Raw genomic sequence first — 20,775 nt, forward strand, 5'->3', positions numbered from 1 at the left:
GTGCTAGCCACCTCGCTCAAGGCCGTCTGGGCGCGCAAGCTGCGCCTGCTCATGAGCACGTTCGCGATCGTGCTCGGCGTCGCGTTCGTCGCCGGCTCGCTCATGTTCACCGACTCCCTCAACCGCGCGTTCAGCGGCATCATGAACGGCACCGTCGGCGACGCCACCGTGCGTGCCACCCAGGACGCCTCGCAGCACTCGCGCGGCGGCGACACGCGCACGATCGGCCCCGACGTCCTCGCCGAGGCGCGCTCGGCCAAGGGCGTCGCGCAGGTCGACGGCGTCGTCTCGTCGATGAGCGCCACCGTCCTCGCGAAGAACGGCAAGGTCATCGGCGGCCAGGGGGCGCCCGCGTTCGGGGTGAACTACCACGACGCACGCGCCGCCGACGGCGTGCCCGGGCTGCACATCACGCAGGGGCGGGCACCGACGTCGGCGAGGGAGATCGCGCTCGATGCGAAGACAGCCGAACGCGGCGGCTACCACCTGGGCGACACCGTCAGCATCCTGACGTCGGGCCAGACGCCGCGCTGGTCCGGCCGGCTCGTCGGGTACGCGAGCTACGCGAACGGCTCGATGGTGGGCTCGACGCTCGCGGTCGTCGACACGAAGACTGCGCAGCAGTTGTTCCTCGACGGCAAGGACGCCTACACCTCGTTGTGGGTCCAGGCGCGCCCCGGGGTATCGCAGAGCACCGTCGTCGAGCAGATCAAACCGTTCGTGCCGAAGGGTTTCGAGGCGGTCACCGGCAAGCAGGCCTCCGACGAGGCCGCGAGCGGCATCAAGAAGGCGCTGTCGTTCATCACGACGTTCCTGCTCGTGTTCGCGGGCGTCGCGCTGCTCGTCGGCTCGTTCCTCATCGTCAACACCTTCGGCATCCTCGTCGCGCAACGCAGCCGCGAACTCGCGCTCCTGCGGGCACTCGGCGCGTCGTCACGCCAGGTCCTCGCCAGCGTGCTCGTCGAAGCGCTCGTCGTCGGCCTCGTGGGTTCACTCGTCGGCATCGGGGTCGGCGTGCTGCTTGCGAAGGGCATCTCGGCGCTGCTCTCAGCGCTGGGCGCCGACATCGACACCGGTGGGCTCGTCCTCGAACCGCGCACAGTGGCGGTGTCGCTGCTCGTCGGGCTCGGCGTGACGGCGCTCGCCGCCTGGCTGCCGGCGCGGCGAGCCTCGCGCATCTCACCGATCACGGCGATGCGCGACGACCAGGTCGAACCCGAGCAGACGGTGCGCCGCCGCGCCGTCGTCGGCGCCCTCGTCTTCGTCGTCGGTGCAGCCCTGGCCGCCTGGAAGCTCGCGGCCGACACCTCGATCTGGGTGTTCGTCGCAGGCATGGTGCTCATGCTGTTCGGCACGATCTCGGCGACGCCCGTGCTCGCGCGTCCCGTCGTGCGTGCGATCGCCGCCGTGGCGCGCCCGCGCTCGGGCATCGTCGCACAGCTCGCGGCCGAGAACAGCCTGCGCAACCCGCGCCGCACCGCGGCGACCGCGTCGGCCCTCATGATCGGCATGGCGCTCGTGTCGATGATGACGGTGTTCGGCGCGTCCGCCTCGGGCAGCGTGGATGCCCTCATCGCGAAGAACTTCCGCGGCGACTACGTCGTCAGCGGGCAGTTCTCCGAGCCGATCTCCGCCTCCATCGCGACGCGGATGCGCAGCGTCGACGGCGTACAGACCGTCTCGCGCCTGCGTCTCGGTGACGGCACGTTCAACGATGCGCCCGCGACGATCGAAGGCGTCGACGCCGCCACGTTCCGTCAGGTCGCACCCGTCGAACTCAACTCCGGCAAGGACGCCCTCGACGATCGCTCCGTGCTCATCTCGTCGGAGAAGGCGAAGGCGTACGGCATCACGGTCGGAGACGTGACGCGTTTGACGATCGGCAGAGCGAACGTCAAGCGCCTCACCGTCATCGGCATCTTCGACCGTGACGCGAGCCCGCGCGCGGCGGACTACGTCGTCAGCATGCGGACGTTCGAGACGGTGGGCGGCTCGACGAAGGACAACACCCTCTACGTGCTGCGCCGACCCGGCGCGGATGCGGCGAACGTCAAGAAGGGGCTCGACTCGGTCGTCGCCGATCTGCCGACCGTCACGGTCAAGGATCAGGCCGGCTACGCCGCCGAGCAGCGAGCCCCGATCGACACGATGCTGGTGCTCATCTACGGCCTGCTCGGTCTCGCCATCGTCATCGCGGTGCTCGGCATCATCAACACGCTCGCGTTGTCCGTCATCGAACGCACCCGCGAGATCGGCCTGCTGCGCGCCGTCGGCCTCGCCCGCTCGCAGTTGCGCTCCATGGTGCGCCTCGAGGCGGTGACGATCTCGCTCGTCGGCGCCGTCATCGGTGTCGTGCTCGGCACGATCTTCGGGGTGTTGTTCCAGCGCACGCAGGCGAACTCGGGCGTCGACGTGCTCGTCATCCCGTGGCTGCGGCTCGCGCTCTTCCTCCTGCTCGCCGCCCTCGTCGGCGTCCTTGCCGCCTGGTGGCCGGCACGGCGCGCCGCGAAACTCAACGTTCTCGCCGCGATCAGCGCGCCGTGATCGGGTGTGCTCTCACGACGTCAGCGGCGCCGGGATCGGGCGCGCGTGGACGACACTCAGGGCGCTGACGGCGCGCGTCAGCACGACGTAGAGACGCCGCAGGCCTGTCGCCTCATCGGGTTCGGCGTCCGCGATGTCGGCGGGTTCGACGACGATGACGCGGTCGAACTCGAGGCCCTTGGCGACCTGCGCGGGCACGAGCTCGACCTGATGGTCGGCGTCGTCACCGTGATCCGCGCCGAGGCGCCCGAAGCCGATGCCGGCGTGCGTCAGCGCCTCCGCGATGTCGTCGAGCGCGCCGGGGACGGCGATGACGCCGACCGACCCGGGCGTCGTCGTCGCATGGCGCACCGCATCCGTGACGGCGGCCGCGAGCGCGTCGGGGCCAGTCTCGACGAGGTCGAGTTCGCCGCGGTTGCTGCGCACGGACTGCGGTGCGGCGAGGCCGGGCGCGATGACGGGCAGCAGCTGCGCGGCGTACTCGATGACGGCAGCGGGCACGCGGAAGCCCTGCAGCAGCTCCTCGAGGTGGAAGTCGCTCTTGCCGAGGTGTGTCATCGTCGCAGTCCATGACCCCGGTGCCCACGGCGTCGTCGCCTGCGCGACGTCACCGAGCACCGTCGCCGAGCCCGTCGAGCAGCGGCGCCCGACGCCGCGCAGCTGCATCGCCGACAGATCCTGCGCCTCGTCGACGATGACGTGCCCGAGGCTGGTCGTGCGTTCGATGCAGTCGGCGGCCTCGTCGAGCAGCGCGAGGTCGGCCGGTGACCACTTCGCGGACCCCTTGGTGCGCGGCGGCTTCTCCCACACCGCGCTCACCTCCTGGTGCGGGTCGAGGTCGCCGTCGGCGCACTCGTGCAGGAAGTCGGCGTCCGACAGGAGGCGGTGGACGACGCCGGCGGCGTCGAGTTGCGGCCACAGGGCCTTGACGTACGCCTTCACCGGCGCGCTGCGGGCGATGCAATCCTGGACGCGATCGTCGGGGGAGTCGCCAGCGGCCTCGAGCTGCAGCATGACGCTGTGCGCGAGGCGCTGCGCCATCATCGCCCGCGCGGCCTCGTATCGCACGCCGCGCGAACGGAGTTCGGCGACGATCTCGGCCACCTCGTACGCGGGCACCCGCCAGCGTCGCGCGCCACGGGGGACGACGAGCGCCTCGTCGGGCTGCCCGACGTGGGCCCACACCGCGCGGTGGATGATGCCGGCCCACCGCGCATCGCCCTTGAGGACGGCGACCTGCGCCTCGTCCGCGCCGCGCACGAGCCAGCGTCGGTTCTTCGGGGTGTCGTCGCGGTAGCTGCCGTCGAGGAGCGTCTCGATCGTCGCGTGCGCGACGCGCGCTTCGCCGAGCGACGGCAGCACCGCGGAGATGTGGTCGAGGAACGCCGCGTTCGGGCCGACGACGAGGACGCCGGCGCGATCGAGGCGGGCGCGGAACGAGTACAGCAGCCACGCCGCGCGGTGCAGGCCGACAGCGGTCTTGCCGGTGCCGGGCGCGCCCTGGATGCAGACGGTGGTCGCGATGTCGGCGCGCACGAGCGCGTCCTGCTCGGGCTGGATCGTCGAGACGATGTCGCGCATCGGGCCCGAGCGGGGGCGTTCGATCTCGGCGGCGAGGATGTCGCTGCCCGCCCGATCGTCGGCGCCCGCCTCGTCGCCGCCCCCAGGAGCAGCGAGACGCTCGTCCTCGTACGCCGTCAGCTCGCCGCGTTCGACGCCGAAGCGCCGCCGCAGCGACACGCCCATCGGTTCGGCAGGGGAGGCTCGGTAGAACGCCGTCGACACGGGCGCCCGCCAGTCGATGACGAGCGGGTCGCCTGCCTCGTCGGAGACGTGGCGGCGCCCGACGTAGAGCTCCTCGACGCGCGCGGCGTCACCCGCGGCCGGGTCGCGCCAGTCGATGCGGCCGAAGAAGAGCGTCGTCGACGGGTCGTCGGTCAGCGCCGCGACGCGGCGGGTGAGCGTGGCCCCGAGCGCCTCGCCGCTGACGGCGTCGCTGGCCCGCGACGCGTCGAGCGAGGCGGCCGAATCGCGCATGCGCGCGAGTTGGGCGCGTGCGGCGGCGAGGTGCGCGCGTTCGTGGTCGAGGGCGGGGTCGAGCGCAGGCTCGAGCACGGGAGCGGGCATGGCGAACCACCTTCGGGGGCAGTGGAGGCAGAATCCCTCACTCTACGCCTGGCACCCGTTGCGGGGAGCGCTCAATTCTTGACGTCGGACTGAGCTCCCAGCGTCACCGAGACCTCCTGCTGGCGACCGTCGCGGATGATCGTCAGCTTGACGGCGCTGCCGACGGTACGCGAGCGCACCTGACCGACGAGCGCGTTGGGCGAGGTGACGGGTTCGCCGTCGATCGCGGTGATCGCGTCGTCCTTGCGCAGCCCCGCCTTGGCGGCGCCGCTGCCGGGGGCGACGGACGCGACCTTCGCCGCCGTCAGCGTCGCGTTGCCGCTCTTGACCTCCGTCGGCGACGTGCCGATGCCGAGCAGCGCGTGCTCGGCCTTGCCCTTGGCGATGAGCTGGCCCGAGATGTTCTTCACGACGTTGCTCGGGATGGCGAAGCCGATGCCGATGTTGCCGCTCTGGCCGCCCGAGGCGCCGTTCGACAGCGACGCGATCGAGGAGTTGATGCCGATCAGCTTGCCGCTGCCGTTGACGAGCGCGCCACCCGAGTTGCCCGGGTTGATCGCGGCGCTCGTCTGGATCGCGTTCGTCACGACGGTCGAGGTCGACGTCGAGGAGCTGTCGGAGTCGCTCTCGCTCGTCGTCACCGGCCGGTCGAGGGCGGAGACGATGCCCGTCGTCACGGTGCCTGCGAGGCCGAGGGGGTTGCCGACAGCCATGACGGGCTGACCGACGACGAGCTTGCTGTCGTCGGCCATCTCGGCGGGGTGCAGGTCCGGGACGTCCTTGATGCGGATGACGGCGAGGTCGGTGGACGGGTCGGTGCCGACGACGCTCGCTGGGTAGGTGCGGTTGTTGTTGAGCGTGACGGTGACGGTCGCGTTCGACCCGGCGCCGCTGACGACGTGGTTGTTCGTCACGATGTTGCCGCTCTTGTCGAGCACGACGCCGGAGCCCTCGCCGCCGCTGGAGCCGGAGCTGACGTCGATCGAGACGACGCTCGGGTTGACCTTCGCGGCCGTCGCCGACCAGTTGATCGCGCCGGCGTCGGCGAAGTCGGCCGGGTCGGCCTTGATGACCGTCGAGTTGCCGCCGCCCGAGACGGCGCCGGTGTCGTCGCGCTGGACGACGGCGTACGTCCCGGCGGACGCGAAGGCCGCCGCGAGGAGCGAGGCCGCACCGATCTGCGCGAGGCCGCGCCCGCCGCGTCCCGAACGCCCGCCACCGGCAGGCTGCGAGCCGACGCCGTACGCCGCTCCCGGCTGCTCGTATCCCGGCTGAGCCCACGGCTGCTGATACCCGGGCTTCGGCTGGTACCCGGGCTTCGGCTGGTACCCGGGCTGAGGCCCGGACGTCGGCGCGGGGGCGGACGCTGGCATCCCCCCTGCGGGTGGGGCGTCGAGGCGGGCCGGTTCGGAGCGGATCACCTGCGTGTCGTCAGGGCGTGGAGCCTGGCCCGGCAGCTGGTGACGGCGGGCGCCGTCCGGTCGCTCGTCGGGGTTCGGGGCGCTGTCGGGCGTCTCGGTCATGGCACTGCTCCTGGTCTCGGATCGGCGCTGACGCGGGCTGCGTCGGCCGATGCGCTGAGGGGGCCTCTCGGGTCACGAGAGTAGTCAGTCGAGGCTATTCCACGTCATCAGTCTCGTCGGCAACGTGATGCGAGCTGTGCTGCGCCTGTGAATCCGGCGCGGCAAGCGGCAGGCTGACGACGAACGTCGCGCCCCCGCCGGGGGTTTCGCGCACGCTCACCTCACCGTCGTGGGCGGCGACGATCGCGGCGACGATCGACAGGCCGAGGCCGGTGCTGCCGCTCGCGCGGTTGCGGGCGACGTCGGCACGGTAGAAGCGTTCGAAGATGCGGCCACGCATGTCGGCGGGGATGCCGGGGCCGTGGTCGGCGACCTCGACGACGGCGCGCCCGTCGACCGCACCGACGCCGACCTCGATGGGTTCGGTGCCCGGAGCGTAGCGTTCGGCGTTGCTCACGAGGTTCGTCATCACCTGGCGCAGGCGCTGCTCGTCTGCGCTGATGATGACGGGGCCCAGGCCGCCGCCGAGCCCGTGCAGTGCGAAGCGGCGCTTGCCGTCCCCGCGGGCCTCTGCGTCGCTCACGGCGTCCGCGGCGATGACGGTGAGGTCGACGTCGTGATGGCGTCGCGGCGTGCCGGGCGCGGTGGCCCCGATCGTCGCGGCGCGCTGCTCCGTCTCGAGGCGAGAGAGCAGGAGCAGGTCGTCGACCATGGCGCTCATGCGTTTCGCCTCGTCCTCGATGCGGCGGAAGCCGGCGGCGACGTCGTCGGGGTCGCTCACCGCGCCCTGACGGTACAGCTCGGCGTAGCCGCGGACGGTGGCGAGGGGAGTGCGCAGCTCGTGCGAGGCGTCTGCGACGAAGGAGCGCATGCTCTCCTCGCTGCGGTCCTTGATCTCCATCGAGCGTTCGACCTGGCTGAGCATGACGTTGAGCGAGCGCGCGAGGCTCTCCATCTCGTCGGCGGAGTCGGGGTTGGGGACGCGGCGTGTCAGGTCGCCCGCGGCGATGGCGGCTGCGGTGTCCTCGATGGCTCGCAGTGGCCGCATCGCCCGCCGCACCGCCCACAGCGCCGCGAGCGTCGCGAACAGCAGCGCGATCGCGCTGACGCCGATGGTGAGCACCTGCATGCGTCGCACGACGGTGTCGACGTTCGCCATGCTGACGGCGACGGCGTACGGCTCGCCGGTGGTCTCGTCGATGCCTTCGACGACGCGCCACGACACGGTGCTCTCGCCCTGCGAGTGGACGGTGTAGGGGTGCCCGCCGTGCGCGATGGCGCTGGCCTTCGTCACGTCTGGGAAGTCGGGGCGGGGCCCCGTGGCGGGGACGAAGTCGTTCGTCTCCTGCGCGCCGACGATGCGGACGGCGTACACGTTGACGGGCACGGCGCTCGTCACGCGCGCGTGCTCGGCCTGTTGCTGGATCGTCGAGGCGACGAGGGTGGGCGCGGCGGCGACGAGGTCGGCGTCCTCGCGTTGGACGAGGTAGCTCTGCAGCTGCCAGGACCCGGCAGTGCCGACGACGAACATCGCTGCGCCGAGCAGGCCGGCGAGGACGGCGACGATGCGGGCGCGCAGCGGCCAGCGGTGGACGCCGCGCCGCAGTCGCAGGTACTGCTGGCGCAGCGTGTAGCCGTCGGGGGAGACCAGGGGGATCGCCTACGTCAGCGCGGTTCGCGCAACACGTATCCGACGCCGCGCTTGGTGTGGATGAGCGGTTCGAGACCGTCGACGTCGATCTTGCGGCGCAGGTAGGAGATGTACGACTCGACGATGCCCGCCTCACCGCGGAAGTCGTAGTCCCACACGTGGTCGAGGATCTGGGCCTTGCTCACGACGCGACCGGCGTTGAGCATGAGGTAGCGCAGCAGCTTGAACTCGGTGGGGGAGACGTCGATGACGCGGCCCGCGCGGCGCACCTCGTGGCTGTCGTCGTCGAGCTCGAGGTCGCCGACGGTGACGGTGGGGCCGTCCGAGTCGTCGGCCTTCGTGCGGCGAAGGACGGCGCGGATGCGCGCGACGACCTCTTCGAGGCTGAACGGTTTCGTGATGTAGTCGTCGCCGCCGACGGTGAGGCCCTTGACGGTGTCGTCGACGGAGTCGCGCGCGGTGAGGAAGACGATCGGCAGTTCGCGTCCGCCCTCGCGCAGGCGGCTCGTGACGGCGAAGCCGTCCATGTCGGGAAGCATGACGTCGAGCACGGCGAGGTCGAACTCCTGCGTCGCGGCGAGGGCGAGCCCTTCGCTGCCGGTGCCGGCGACGGAGACGTCGAAACCGGCGAACTTCATGCTCGTGGCGAGCAGTTCGCGGATGTTGGTGTCGTCCTCGACGATGAGGATGCGTGCTTCGGGCGTGCTCATGCCTGTCATTCTCGCCCGCCCGACTGGACGTTCGCTGGAAGTCGGCTGGAGAAGGTGTCCCCTACGATGGGACGGCACGCAGCGGCACGCACCCGATCCTGATGGAGAGAAGGCACGTCATGGGGCTCAAGTTCTACGCCGATCGCGGTTCGCGCCGCGCCCGTCAGATCGTGGCCGACGTGGCCCTCGCGCTGTGGTGCGTCCTCGCGATCTGGGCGGGCACCGTCGTCCACGACCGGGCGCTCGTGGCGCAGAGCGGCGCGCAGAAGCTCGAGCACGGCAGCTCCAGCCTGGCGCTCGACATGACGGACGCGGCGAATGCCGTCGCGAAGGTCCCGTTCGTCGGTTCCGAGGTGCGCACCCCGTTCGACAAGGCCGCCGGCACTGCGACGGACATGGCCGGCTCGGGGCACGACCTTGCGACGGGGCTGGGCCGCTTCGCCGTCCTGCTCGGGGTCCTGACGGCGGCGCTGCCGATCGTCCTCGCGCTCGTGCCGTGGCTGCTGACGCGCCTGCGCTACGCCGTCACCGCGGGGCGCCTCGCCCGCCTGCGTTCCATGCCGGGCGGACGCCGGTTGCTCGCGCTCGAAGCGCTGACGAGCGCCTCGCCCCGTGCGCTCGCCGCCATCGACGACGACGTCGCCCGCGCCTGGCAGGACGACGACCCCGAGGCGACGCGCAAGCTCGCCGACCTCTCGCTCGCGACGTACGGGCTGCGGCTCAGGGACGACGTGCTCGAGGAGGACGTGCTCGACGGCCGCGCGACCGACGCCGAAGAATGATCGAAAAGGAATATTCCGGGCGGGGCAGGTGTTGACGAGGTTGCCGTCAGCCATGTCGTCCTGAGGAGTCACCACGAGCCCCACCTTCGCCTCGTTGTCCATCCGCAACTATCGCCTCTACGCGAGCGGCGCGCTCGTGTCGAACGTCGGCACGTGGATCGGGCGCGTGACGCAGGACTGGGTCGTCCTCACCGAACTGACGCACCACGACGCCGCCGCGCTCGGCGCGATCACCGCGACGCAGTTCGCGCCCGTTGTCCTTCTCGCCCCGTTCGCCGGATCCCTCGCGGACGCCTACCCCAAGCGGCGTCTGCTCATGCTGAGCCAGAGCGCGCTCGCGGTGACGTCGCTCGTGCTCGCGGGGCTGCTGCTGACGGGCTCGGCGACGCTCGCGAGCGTCTTCGGCATCGCCCTCGTGCAGGGCATCGCGACGGCCCTCGACAACCCGACGCGTCAGGCGTTCGTCTCCGAACTCGTGCCCGAGGGGCACCTGACGAACGCCGTCGGTCTCAACTCGGCGTCGTTCAATGCGGCGCGCCTGATCGGCCCCGGCGTCGCGGGTCTGCTCATCGCGGGCATCGGCACGGGCTGGGCGATGGTGCTCAACGCGGCGTCGTTCGTCGCCGTGCTCGGCGCGCTGCTCGCGATGAATCCGCGCGAACTACGGCCGGCGCCCCGACGGCGTGGCCGCGGCGGGGTGCGCGAAGGTTTCGCCTACGTGAGTCGGCGGCGCGACCTGCAGCTCATCATGGGTCTCGTGTTCGTGCTCGGCACGTTCGGCATGAACTTCCAGATCACGACGGCGCTCATGGCGACGAGCGTCTTCCACGCCGACGCGCGCGCCTACGGCATCATCTCGTCGGTGATGGCGGTGGGGTCGCTGGCCGCGGCGCTGCTCGCGGCCCGGCGCAAGTCGCCGTCACTGCGGCTTCTGCTCGCGGCGCTCGCCGGGTTCACGGTGTTCTCCGCACTCGCCGCGATGGCGCCGAACGTGTGGCTGTTCGGCGCGTTCCTCGTGCCCGTCGGGTTGTGTGCGCTGACGGCCTTGACGACGGCGAACGCGAGCGTCCAGCTCTCCGTCGACCCGCAGCTGCGCGGGCGCGTCATGGCGCTCTACATGGCGATCCTCATGGGCGGCACGCCGGTCGGCGCGCCGCTCATCGGGTGGATCGGCAACACCTTCGGCGCCCGCGCGACGATCGCCGTCGGCAGCGTCGCGGTCGGCGTCGCGACGCTCGTCGCCGGCCTCGCCCTGATGCGGGTGCGGCACTACGCCGCGCGCGACGTCATCGCGATGCGGCCCACCCATCTCGCGGTGAGAGAATCGGCGACATGACCCCGAAGACCCGCCGACTCATCGTCATCATCGCCCTCGCCGCGTTCGTGCTCGTGCCGCTCGTGGCGCAGCTCGCGAACTGAGGCCCGGCCCTTCGGGTATGTGGCTCAGGGGCGCGAGCCGTCGCTGACCGCCTGCGCGCGGCGGCGACGCTGCAGCTGGTCGACCTCCTCGACGACGATCCGACGCAGTGCCCCCGGCGCGTCGGGATGCGAGGCGAGCCAGGCTTCTGCGGCTTCGGTGTTCGGCTGGGTGTCAAACAGGCCGCGCACGAGGCGTGAGGCGATGACCTGGCTGCGCTCGCGCCACCACGTCTCGAGGTGATCGAGGTAGCTGTCGGCGTACGCGCCGGCCAGCTCGACGCTCGCGGGGTGGGTGAACCCGGCGACGAGCGCGGCGACCTGCTCGTTCGTCAGCGACGCGTCGTCGACGCGCTGCCACGCGGCCTGCTTGGTGTCGTCGAGGCCGAGAGCTGCCGTCGCGCCGAGCGCCTGGGCTGCACCGCGCTGCGTCGTGTCGCGCGTGCGTTCATCTGCGAGGCGGGCGTCGACGTCGCGACGGGCGTCGTCGTCACGGGTGTGCGCCGCGAGTGAGGTGAGGACGCTCCAACGCTCGTCCTGGCCGGGCTCGAACGGGGTGTGCGCGTCGAGCAGGGCGCGCAGTTCATCGTCGACGCTCGGGGCGAGGGCCGCGACGAGGAGGGCCAGTCGGCGCCACACGCCCGGAAGATCGGTGCCCGTCGACGCGTCGGCCCGGTCGATCGCGACACGCCAGAACGCCTGCGCCCAGTCGGCGCGCGAGGCGGCGTCGGGCAGGTAGGACGTGATCGCGGCGATCGCGAACCGTCCCGCGCCGTCGACGATCGTCGCCGACGGTTCGTCCGCGAGCTGGGTCAGCGCGGCGCGCACGAACGTCTCGGCGGGCAGGCGCGCATCACGCGTGGCCTGCCACAGCTGCCCCCACGCCGTGGCGCGATGCGTCGCCGAGGCGAGGTGGCAGAGCTGCGTCGCGAACAGCTCGAGCGTCTCGGTGCTCGGCGCGATCTTCGCGTACGTCCAGTCCTCGTCGTCGACGAGGACGACCGCGCCACGCAGTTCGCCCGGCAGCTCGAGCCTGTCGCTCTCGCCTTCGAGGTCGAGCCACGCGTCGCCGGTGGCGTGCCAGGCGGCGGCTTCGGAGGCGTCGGGCGCCTCGACGTCGAATGCGGTGGCGTGGAAGCGGTGCGGGCGCGTGCGGTCGCCGCGGCGCGTGATGACGCCGCCGGCCACCTCGAGCGTGTCGGGGCCCGACGTCTGCAGCCAGGCCTGCGCCCACGCCGTCATGTCGCGTCCGCTCGCCTCGCCGAGGGCGTCGAGGAAGTCGTCGAGGGTCGCGTTCGTGAAGGCGTGACGTTCGAAGTACAGCGCCGCGCCCTCGTAGAACGCCTCCTCACCGGCGTACGCGACGAGCTGGCGCAGCACGGAGGCGCCCTTCGCGTAGGTGATGCCGTCGAAGTTGGCGCGCGCGGCTTCGACGTCGGGGATGTCGGCGACGATGGGGTGCGTCGTCGGCAGCTGGTCGGCGGAGTACGCCCACGCCTTGCGGCCCAGCCCGAACGTGGCCCACGCGTCGTCGAACTCGGTGACTTCGGACGCGGCCTGCGCGCCGATGAAGTCGGCGAACGATTCCTTGAGCCACAGGTCGTCCCACCACGGCATCGTGACGAGGTCGCCGAACCACATGTGCGCCATCTCGTGCAGCAGCGTCGTGGCGAGCGCTTCGCGTTCGCTGCGGGTCGCGTCGCCGCGCTTGAGGTAGTTCTCGTTGAACGTGACGAGGCCCGGGTTCTCCATCGCGCCGATGTTGTACTCGGGCACGAAGATCTGGTCGTAGGTGCCCCAGGGGTAGCTGCAGCCGAACTTGCGCTCGCACCACGGCAGCCCGGCCTTCGTCCAGCGCAGCATGTCCGCGCTGGGCAGGCTCGCGCGCATCGCCGGGCGGCACATGATCGACAGCGGCACGCGGCGTCCGTCGCTCAGCACAGCCTCGTCCTCGACCAGCGCGTATGGGCCCGCGATGACGCAGACGATGTACGTCGACTGCGGCATCGTCGGTGTGAACGTCGTGAGGGTGAGGTCGGTGGTGGTGTTGCCGTGCGTCTCGTCGCTCGCGGCGGCTGGTTCGGCGCTCTCGGGTGCCCCGTTGCTGCGCACGAGCCAGTGCGACGGGGCGGTGACGCTGATCGCGAAGTGCGTCTTGAGGTCGGGCTGGTCGAAGCAGGCGAAGACGCGGCGGGCGTCGGTCGGTTCGAAGTGGGTGAACAGGTACGTCTCGCCGTCCTGCGGGTCGCGGAAGCGGTGTAGGCCTTCGCCGGTGTGGCTGTAGTGGCACTCGGCGATGACGGTGACGACGTGCTCGCGCCCCGGCGTCAGGCCGCGGACGGTGACGAGAGAATCCTCGAAGCTCGTGGCGTTCGCGTCGAGTTCGACGCCGTCGAGCAGAACGCATGGGGCGGCATCGGCGACGAGGTCGATCGACACCGCACCTTCGGTGCAGGTGAGGCGCAGTGTCGACGTCGAGGTGAACGTCGCGGCCTCCGTCGGCGCGCCCGTCAGATCCAGATGAATGGATTGGTCGCTCAATGTCACTGTGCGAGAACGGTGCTGGGCGGTTTCGCGAGTGAGGTTGTGAGCGAGGGGCACGCGGTGGGCCTTTCGTTGGAGCGGCCTGAGGTGACGGTGGCGTCAGAGCCGTTCGATGACGTGGTCGATGCAGTGGGTGAGCGCCGCCACATCGGTGGGTTCCACGGCAGGGTACATGCCGACGCGCAGCTGATTGCGTCCCAGCTTCCGGTAGGGCTCGACGTCGACGATGCCGTTGGCGCGCAGCGTCGCCGCGATCGCCGCCGCGTCGATGGCGTCGTCGAAGTCGATCGTGCCGACGACGAGGGAGCGGTGCGCCGGGTCCGTGACGAACGGTGTCGCGTGCGGGTGCGCGTCCGCCCACGTGTAGAGGGCCTTCGATGAGGCGCGGGTGCGTTCGACGGCGAAGTCGAGGCCGCCGTTCGCGTTGAACCAGTCGAGTTGCGCCTTCATGAGGACGTACGTCGCGAGCGCCGGCGTGTTGTACGTCTGCGCCTGACGGCTGTTCGTGATGGCGGCGTCGAGGTCGAGGAACGGTGGGATCCAGCGGCCCGACGTCTTAATGCGCGCGACCCGCTCGATCGCGGCGGGGGACATGAACGCGAACCACAGGCCCCCGTCGCTCGCGAACGATTTCTGCGGCGCGAAGTAGTAGACGTCGCACTCGGTCAGGTCGACGGGCAGGCCGCCCGCGGCGGACGTGCCGTCGATGAGGACGAGCGCGTCGTCGTCGGTGTTTTCCGGGCGCGTGACGGGCGCCATCGCGCCTGTCGACGTCTCGTTGTGCGCCCACGCGTAGGTGTCGATGCCGGGCTTCGGCTGCGCCTCGGCGACGCTGCCCGCCGGGGCTTCGATGACGTCGGGGGCTTCGAGGAACGGCGCCGTCGCGGACGTCGCGAACTTGGCGGTGAACTCGCCGAAGACGAGGTTCTGCTGGCGGTGTTCGATCAGGCTGAACGCGGCCACGTCCCAGAATGCGTTCGACCCGCCGAGACCCATCACCGTCTCGTAGCCGTCGGGCAGGTCGTACATCTGCGCGAGGCCCTCTTGCACCTCGCGTACGAGGTTCTTCACCGGCGCCTGACGGTGTGACGTGCCGAGCAGCGGAGTTGCACCCTCACCTGCAGCCGCGAGCGCTGCGAGTGCGTCGGGGCGGATCTTGCTCGGGCCGGCACCGAAGCGTCCGTCGCTCGGCTTGAGGGCGTCGGGGATGACGATGGCGGGGCTCTTCGCGTCAGTCACGTTGTCGACTCTAGGACGGGCGCTGCAGCCCGCGCCGCCCGTTTCGCATGCCAACCAAGCGCCAAGCCGGGCAGCCGCGAGAACCGTCACGGCGGAGGCGGCGAGAATCGTCGCTGAGTGCCTCCGGAACCGGGCCTGTCCGCTCGTCCCGACGCAGAGTGCGCCCCGGCGCCCTGCGCAGCGGCCCGGGCGGGCAAGATGGGGGCATGACCGAGGTGCGCATGGATTACGACGGTGAAGGTCTCGACGAGTCGCAGTTGCCCGCGGCGCCGCTCGAGCTGATCGAGGCGTGGGTGCGCGAAGCACGCGAACGCCAGAATGCCCAAGGCGACGTGCCCGAGCCAGAGGCCATCAGCATCGCGACGGCCGACGCCGCCGGCGCGCCGCACGTGCGGACCGTCCTCATGCGCTACCTCGGGGCCGACGGCCCCGGTTTCTACACGAACCTCGAATCGGCCAAGGGCCGTGACATCGCCGAGAACGACCAGATCGCCGGGGCGCTCACGTGGCCGCTGATGTTTCGCGCGATCCGCTTCACCGGTAGCGCCGTCGAGCTGCCTCGTGACGTCGTGCGCGCCTACTTCGACTCGCGCCCGTATGGTTCGCGCGTCGGGGCGTGGGTGTCGAAGCAGTCGCGGCCGCTGACGAGCCGCGCCGAGCTCGAGACCGCCAACGCCGAGATGACGGCCCGTTACCCCGACACGGGCGGCGCCGACGACGTCCCCTTGCCCGACTTCTGGGGCGGCTACCGCATCAACTGCGACGAGATCGAGTTCTGGGCGGGGCGCCGTTCCCGTCTGCACGACCGCCTCGTCTACGTGCGCGTCGGCGACGGCGACCTCGACGACCCGTCAGCCTGGCGTATCGAACGTCGCTGGCCCTGAGCCGTCGACGTGTGCACATCGGCGATTTTCGTCCACATTCGCCCGGTCGCGAATGTGGACGAAAATCGCCGATGGATACGGGTGGGGCGTCGCCGGCATGGCGCGGCGTGGCGGTGAGGCGTGGCAACGATGCGTCCCGCGCCCGCGAATCTCCTGTCGTTATTTCGCCGGCCCGCAAATCCGGAGCGGACGACGTCACCACCTAGCGTGGAGGTATGACTGACTCGTCCACGCCGACACCCCACGACCCGTCGACCGATCGTGCCCTAGCAGCACTCGACGCGCAGGACGAAGGGGCTACCGCGACGCTCGACTCCCAGGCTGACGCTGCCGCGATGACGTCGGCCGCGCGGGACGTGCAGGCTGATCGTGCTGCCACGCCCGGCGTCTCTCAGGTCGACGGGCACGTCGAACCCTCGACGGCGACGCGGTTGTCGCGCGAGACGACGACGGCTCTCGACCGCATCGCCCTCGACGCTCAGCGCTCGGGTCGCGTGCCGGGCCTCGCCGCCGGGGTGGCGCGACGCGGGACGCTGCTGTGGCACAACGGTTTCGGGGCGGCGCACCTCGGCCAGAACGTCGGCGCGGAGCGCGTCGGGCAGACTGCGCCCGACGAGAACACGCGCTTCCAGATCGCGTCGAACACGAAGACGTTCGTGGCGGTGACGATCATGGCCCTGCGCGACGAGGGCAAGCTCGACATCGACGCTCCGGCCCGCGACATCATTGACACCATTACCGCCGATTCGCCGCTAGCGCGCATGACGCCGCGTCAGTTCATGTCGCACAGCTCCGGCATCCAGCGCGAGGCCGTCGGCGACGTGTTCGACACGCTCGTCATGCCGGGTCGCGACGAGTTCCTCGCGAGCCTCGCCCACAGCGAACGCGTCCTGCCCGCTCACACGCGTTTCCACTACTCGAACCTCGGGTACGCGCTGCTCGGCGAGATGATCAATCGTCTCGACGGTGGCGACTGGTTCGCCAGCGTGCAGCGTCGGCTCCTCGACCCACTCGGCATGACGTCGACAACTCTCGGCTACCCGGGCGGCGTCGACACCGACCCGCATGCTGCGGGCACCTATTTCGTGCCGCCGTACAGCGACGTCCCCGTCGACGAACCCGTCTTCGACTCGCGCGCCATCGCGCCGGCCGCGGGCATGGTCTCGAGTGTGCGCGACATGGCGCGTTGGGGCGGTTTCGTCGCGAACCCCGACCCCGCGATCCTCTCCGCCGACACGCTCGAGGAGATGTGTCAGCCGCAGATCGTCGCCGACGTCGATCGCTGGGGCGCCGCATGGGGTCTCGGGTTCATGCTGCTGCGCCGTGACGATCGCATCTGGGTCGGCCACACCGGCGGCTGGCCGGGCGCGATCACCGGCGTCTTCACACACCGCGAGAGCGCGACGACGGGCGTCGCTCTCATGAACGCGACGCACACCCCCGATCCCGCGGCCCTCGCCACGGACCTCGCGAGCGCCGTCGAGGAGCGCGAACCCGAGCTGCCCGCAGCCTGGACGCCCGGGATCACCGTGCCCCCGGAACTCGTCCCGCTGCTCGGGGTGTGGTTCTCGGAGGGGACGCAGTTCACGTTCGTCGTCGAGGGCGGCACGCTCAAGGCTCGCGTCGAGGGGATGCCCGAGTGGAAGGCGCCGGCCGTCTTCGAGCGCGTCGACGAGAACCGCTACCGCACCGTCGCGGGTCGCGAGCGCGGCGAATGGCTCGTCATCACCCGCGACGCCGACGGCTCCGTCACCCAACTCAACTGGGCCACATACCGCTTCACGCGCGAGCCGGCCGCGTTCGGCGAATGGCTCTGACAGCGCGTTGCGAAGCTCACAGCATCTTCACAGCCCTGGCTTTCCGATTTAACTTTCAATGATGGGGGGAGCGGGTGTAGCGTCTCGTCACGAAGCGCGCCGCACTCCCTCCCCCCTGGCGGCTGCGCTTCACCCCGAGGCCGCAGCGCTCTTCGTGAGCGCGCGCCTCGGGTTCTTCTCTTTCGGCCCCCTTGCCCTCGCGGCTCGCCCGGCCTCACCCCTGCCGACGTCGCTCCCACGACGAGCATCGCTCTGACGAACACCTCCGAGGCGCTGCCCGTCGCGCCTGCTCATTCCGGCGGTCCGCTCGAGGCGATCCGTTCGCGCGACTGACGCTCCGAGCCTCGCCCCACCGACGCCGGTATTGCGAGCACCCGTGCGCGGCGGCGCCGGAGGTGGCACTCTTGTCGTCGTGACTGACCTGATCGACACCACCGAGATGTATCTGCGCACCATCTATGACCTCGAAGAAGAGGGCATCCCCCCGTTGCGCGCCCGCATCGCGGAGCGCCTCGGCCACTCCGGGCCCACGGTGTCGCAGACGGTCGCGCGCATGGAGCGCGACGGTCTGCTCCACGTCGCGAACTCCCGGCGCATCGAACTGACACCCGAGGGGCGCCTGCTCGCGACTCGCGTCATGCGCAAGCATCGCCTCGCGGAGCGGTTGCTCGTCGACGTCATCGGCCTCGAGCTCGAGTACGTCCACGACGAGGCGTGCCGGTGGGAGCACGTCATGAGCGAGCGCGTCGAGCGCAAGATCCTCGAGCTCATCGTCGACAAGGGCCTGTCCCCGTACGGCAACCCGATTCCCGGGCTCGACGAGCTCGGCTGGGGCGAGGCGCCGGAGGGTTTCCGTGACGGCGTGCAGTCGCTCGTCGAGGTGGCCGGCAGCGAGTCGCTGCGCGTGGTGGTGCGCCGCATCGGCGAGCCCGCGCAGGCGGACGCCGAGTCTCTCGCGGTGCTGACGAGCGTCGGGCTGAGCCCCGGGGTGGCCCTCGACGTGCGTGCTGACGGCGACCGCGTCCACGCGGCCGTCGCCGATCGGCCTGACGACGCCGTGTCGCTGCCCGAGGACATCGCCTCGCACGTATTCGTGTCCGTGACGGGTCAGCAGGCCTGAGGTTGCATGTGATGTTCATCACGAGCGCACTCTGTAACGGAATCTAAACCTCCGCTGGTGGCAAGACGAACGGGGCCTGAGGCAGATGCTCGACGCCGGAATGACGCCTATCTCGCCGGTTCCTGATTCACCGTCGTCGTGACTGATTCGTTACCGTCTTACCTGGTTCGACAACGAACACTCGCGTGCCGGACACGCCGAGCCCTGCCTGCGGCGCGCGAGTCATGTCAGCTACACCACCTGGCAGGGGTGGGGGACCCACTTCTTCGTTCCTGATCAGCGAAGCGCAGATCAAGAACTCGGGGTGAAGCTCGCGTCGCACGCACGAAGCGCCGAGAGCCGGGCCGAGCAACAGGTCCGAACCCGACAGCTCACCTCACAGGCGTTCGAGAGGTTGCACATTGTCCATCAAGAACACGCCGGGCCCGCTGCGTCCTGTGAAGCAGACGCGCACCCTGGCCATGCTCACCACGACCGTCGCCGTCTCCGGTGGTCTGGTCGCTGGTCTCGGCATCACGCAGAGCGCCGGTGCGGCCCCTGAGTCGGGCGCCGTTCACGAGGCCGCCGCTGCCGCCACGACACCCCTCGAGCTCAAGACCGTCACGCCGGCCAAGAAGCTCGTCGTCGCCCCGAAGGCCGCCCCGAAGCCCGCCGCCAAGGCCGCCCCGAAGCCCGCCGCCGCGAAGAAGTCGACGCGCGCGACGGCGCAGGCGCTGAAGCAGGTGTCGCGCTCGCAGGCCCGCAGTGCGCTGACGTCGGCCTCCGTGAAGCCCGTCAAGGCCGAGCGCAAGGCGAAGACCGTCGAGCAGCCGGCGCAGCGTCGCTCGATCGTCGTCAAGAAGCGCACCGCGCCCGCCGCGTCGCAGTCGACGAACACCCACCGCGCCGCGTCGCAGTCGACGAACACCCACCGCGCCGCGTCGCAGTCGACGAACACCCACCGCGCCGCGTCGCAGTCGACGAACACCCACCGCGCTACCGCGACGCACCAGCGCGTGCATCGCACGCACGCTCGCCAGGCGGTTTCGCAGCACACCCAGGCTCGCCCGGTCGCCCAGACGCCGCGTCACCAGCAGGCACCCGTGCACCGCGCGACGGTGCGTCACGCCACCACGACGCACTCGGCCACGCCGACCTACGCCTCGAGCGCGCGGAAGGCCACGAACACGGCTTCCGCCTCGCGTTCGAACTCCGGTGTCGTCTCCATCGCCGCGGGCCTGACGGGTATCCCCTACGTCTACGGCGGATCGTCGACCTCCGGTGCCGACTGCTCCGGTTACGTCGCGATGGTCTTCGCGAAGGCCGGCATCCAGCTGCCGCACCAGTCGGGCGCCATCAAGGCGATGACGACGCCCGTGAGCGACCCGCGCCCCGGCGATCTCGTCTTCCTGCCGGGCCACGTCGCGATCTATGCCGGCAACGGCATGGTCTACGAGGCGCGCCACCCGGGCACCGTCACCGGCCTGTACCCGGTGCTGTCGGGTTCGACCTACGGTCGCCTCTGATCGATTTGATCGGTCGGCCCGCGCGGCCACCTGAGAAGCGCCCTCCCCGTCATCGTGACGGGGAGGGCGCTTCTTCGTGTGGCGCGTGCTTCGAGCGGGGTCGTGGTGGTCTGCCGTGACGATCCTGCGTCAGTGGTAGTCGCGGCGAATGACGGTGACGGCGAGCGCCAGGCCGAGCAGTGCGAGGCCGACGCCGCCGGCGACGAGCAGGGGGCTCGTCGAACTCGAGTCGGATTCGTCGGCTGATGCCGCGTCCGAGGAGGCGAGCGACGGGCTGGAGGTGCTGGTCGACGACGCCGAACTGGAACGACTCGACGACGAAGACGAAGACGACCCGGACGAAGACGAAGACGATTCGGGCGACGAGGTGGCGCTCGTCGAACTGCTGCGCGGTGTCGTCGGTGCCATCGGCGTCGTGGGGGCCAGGGGGGATGCGGGGCTCGATGCGCCCGTAGATGAGATCGTGGGCGCGAGCATCGGCTCGTCGCTCGTCGGGACGGGCGAGGTGCTCTGGCGCGGTGTCCGTGTCGGCTCAGCGGTCGCGGACAACGTCGAAGATGTGGACGGTGCGTCACCGCAGCCGCTGAGGGGCAGCGAGCCGGCGGAGCCGCCGGAGGCCGTCGTCACGAAGATGGCACGGGCCCGCGAGGGTGCGCTGACGCGCACGGTGAGGCTCTGACCGGCGCCGACACTCGTCGCTGCCGGTGTCGCGCCGCCTCCGGCGCCGGTCGTGAATGAGAACGTCTGGGCTTCAGGGGCGGCGTTCGTCAGGGTGACGAGGGCCGAGTATCCGCCGGATGCGCTGCACGTGGCGCTCTGGAACACGGCGCTGCTCACGCCCGCGCCGATGCTCGGCGAGCCCAACGGTGCGGTGGGGTCGGCGGTTGCCGCTGGCGCGCCGAGCACGATGGCT

General features: G+C 70.8%; 14 protein-coding genes and 1 riboswitch. Of the genes, 8 read left to right on the forward strand and 6 right to left on the reverse strand.

The window, feature by feature from the left end; all coding sequences use genetic code 11:
* Complete coding sequence (locus tag ABH936_RS12050) at positions 1-2,544, forward strand: ABC transporter permease (RefSeq protein WP_404603354.1); 2,544 nt, start codon at positions 1-3, stop codon at positions 2,542-2,544.
* Between the two features lie 12 nt (positions 2,545-2,556).
* Here ABH936_RS12050 and ABH936_RS12055 read toward each other — a convergent pair whose 3' ends face one another.
* The 4 genes from ABH936_RS12055 to ABH936_RS12070 all read right to left on the reverse strand — a co-directional run bounded on the left by ABH936_RS12055 (position 2,557) and on the right by ABH936_RS12070 (position 8,564).
* Positions 2,557-4,671 carry a HelD family protein gene (locus ABH936_RS12055; RefSeq protein WP_404603355.1) on the reverse strand — a complete coding sequence of 705 codons (2,115 nt, stop codon included), beginning with the start codon at positions 4,669-4,671 and terminating at the stop codon, positions 2,557-2,559.
* Between the two features lie 71 nt (positions 4,672-4,742).
* A complete protein-coding gene (locus tag ABH936_RS12060) occupies positions 4,743-6,194 on the reverse strand; it encodes a trypsin-like peptidase domain-containing protein (protein WP_404603356.1) in 1,452 nt (483 codons plus the stop codon).
* Positions 6,195-6,288: 94 nt separating this feature from the next.
* Positions 6,289-7,725 carry an ATP-binding protein gene (locus ABH936_RS12065; protein WP_404603357.1) on the reverse strand — a complete coding sequence of 479 codons (1,437 nt, stop codon included), beginning with the start codon at positions 7,723-7,725 and terminating at the stop codon, positions 6,289-6,291.
* Between the two features lie 134 nt (positions 7,726-7,859).
* Positions 7,860-8,564: a response regulator transcription factor gene (locus ABH936_RS12070; RefSeq protein ID WP_040014574.1), complete on the reverse strand. Its 705-nt coding sequence runs from the start codon at positions 8,562-8,564 to the stop codon at positions 7,860-7,862.
* A gap of 110 nt (positions 8,565-8,674) precedes the next feature.
* Here ABH936_RS12070 and ABH936_RS12075 point away from each other — a divergent pair, with 110 nt between their 5' ends.
* Complete coding sequence (locus tag ABH936_RS12075; protein ID WP_404603358.1) at positions 8,675-9,337, forward strand: hypothetical protein; 663 nt, start codon at positions 8,675-8,677, stop codon at positions 9,335-9,337.
* A gap of 94 nt (positions 9,338-9,431) precedes the next feature.
* A complete protein-coding gene (locus tag ABH936_RS12080) occupies positions 9,432-10,673 on the forward strand; it encodes an MFS transporter (RefSeq protein ID WP_165583977.1) in 1,242 nt (413 codons plus the stop codon).
* 107 nt (positions 10,674-10,780) lie between these two features.
* Here ABH936_RS12080 and pepN read toward each other — a convergent pair whose 3' ends face one another.
* Positions 10,781-13,354 carry an aminopeptidase N gene (pepN, locus tag ABH936_RS12085; RefSeq protein WP_165583978.1) on the reverse strand — a complete coding sequence of 858 codons (2,574 nt, stop codon included), beginning with the start codon at positions 13,352-13,354 and terminating at the stop codon, positions 10,781-10,783.
* A 42-nt stretch (positions 13,355-13,396) separates the two neighbouring features.
* Positions 13,397-14,536, reverse strand: a complete 1,140-nt coding sequence (gene serC, locus ABH936_RS12090; RefSeq protein ID WP_165583979.1) for a phosphoserine transaminase — start codon at positions 14,534-14,536, stop codon at positions 13,397-13,399.
* A gap of 206 nt (positions 14,537-14,742) precedes the next feature.
* Here serC and pdxH point away from each other — a divergent pair, with 206 nt between their 5' ends.
* From pdxH to ABH936_RS12115, 5 genes are all read left to right on the forward strand, one after another.
* A complete protein-coding gene (gene pdxH / locus ABH936_RS12095) occupies positions 14,743-15,420 on the forward strand; it encodes a pyridoxamine 5'-phosphate oxidase (protein ID WP_038571517.1) in 678 nt (225 codons plus the stop codon).
* A 215-nt stretch (positions 15,421-15,635) separates the two neighbouring features.
* Entirely contained in the window at positions 15,636-17,237 is a 1,602-nt protein-coding gene (locus ABH936_RS12100; protein WP_165583980.1) for a serine hydrolase, read from the forward strand.
* Positions 17,238-17,649: 412 nt separating this feature from the next.
* On the forward strand, positions 17,650-18,357 hold the full coding sequence (locus tag ABH936_RS12105; RefSeq protein WP_040014453.1) for a metal-dependent transcriptional regulator: 708 nt from the start codon (positions 17,650-17,652) through the stop codon (positions 18,355-18,357).
* A 185-nt stretch (positions 18,358-18,542) separates the two neighbouring features.
* Positions 18,543-18,755, forward strand: a riboswitch (cyclic di-AMP (ydaO/yuaA leader).
* A gap of 3 nt (positions 18,756-18,758) precedes the next feature.
* Positions 18,759-19,862 (forward strand): C40 family peptidase, encoded by a 1,104-nt coding sequence (locus ABH936_RS12110; RefSeq protein WP_404603360.1) that lies wholly within the window; start codon positions 18,759-18,761, stop codon positions 19,860-19,862.
* Between the two features lie 148 nt (positions 19,863-20,010).
* The gene (locus ABH936_RS12115) at positions 20,011-20,541 is read left to right on the forward strand and encodes a hypothetical protein (protein ID WP_038569264.1); all 531 of its coding nucleotides are present in this window, start codon (positions 20,011-20,013) and stop codon (positions 20,539-20,541) included.
* Positions 20,542-20,775: the final 234 nt, after the last annotated feature.

This window comes from Dermacoccus sp. GAS27A (assembly GCF_044909235.1).
Lineage (GTDB): Bacteria > Actinomycetota > Actinomycetes > Actinomycetales > Dermatophilaceae > Dermacoccus > Dermacoccus nishinomiyaensis.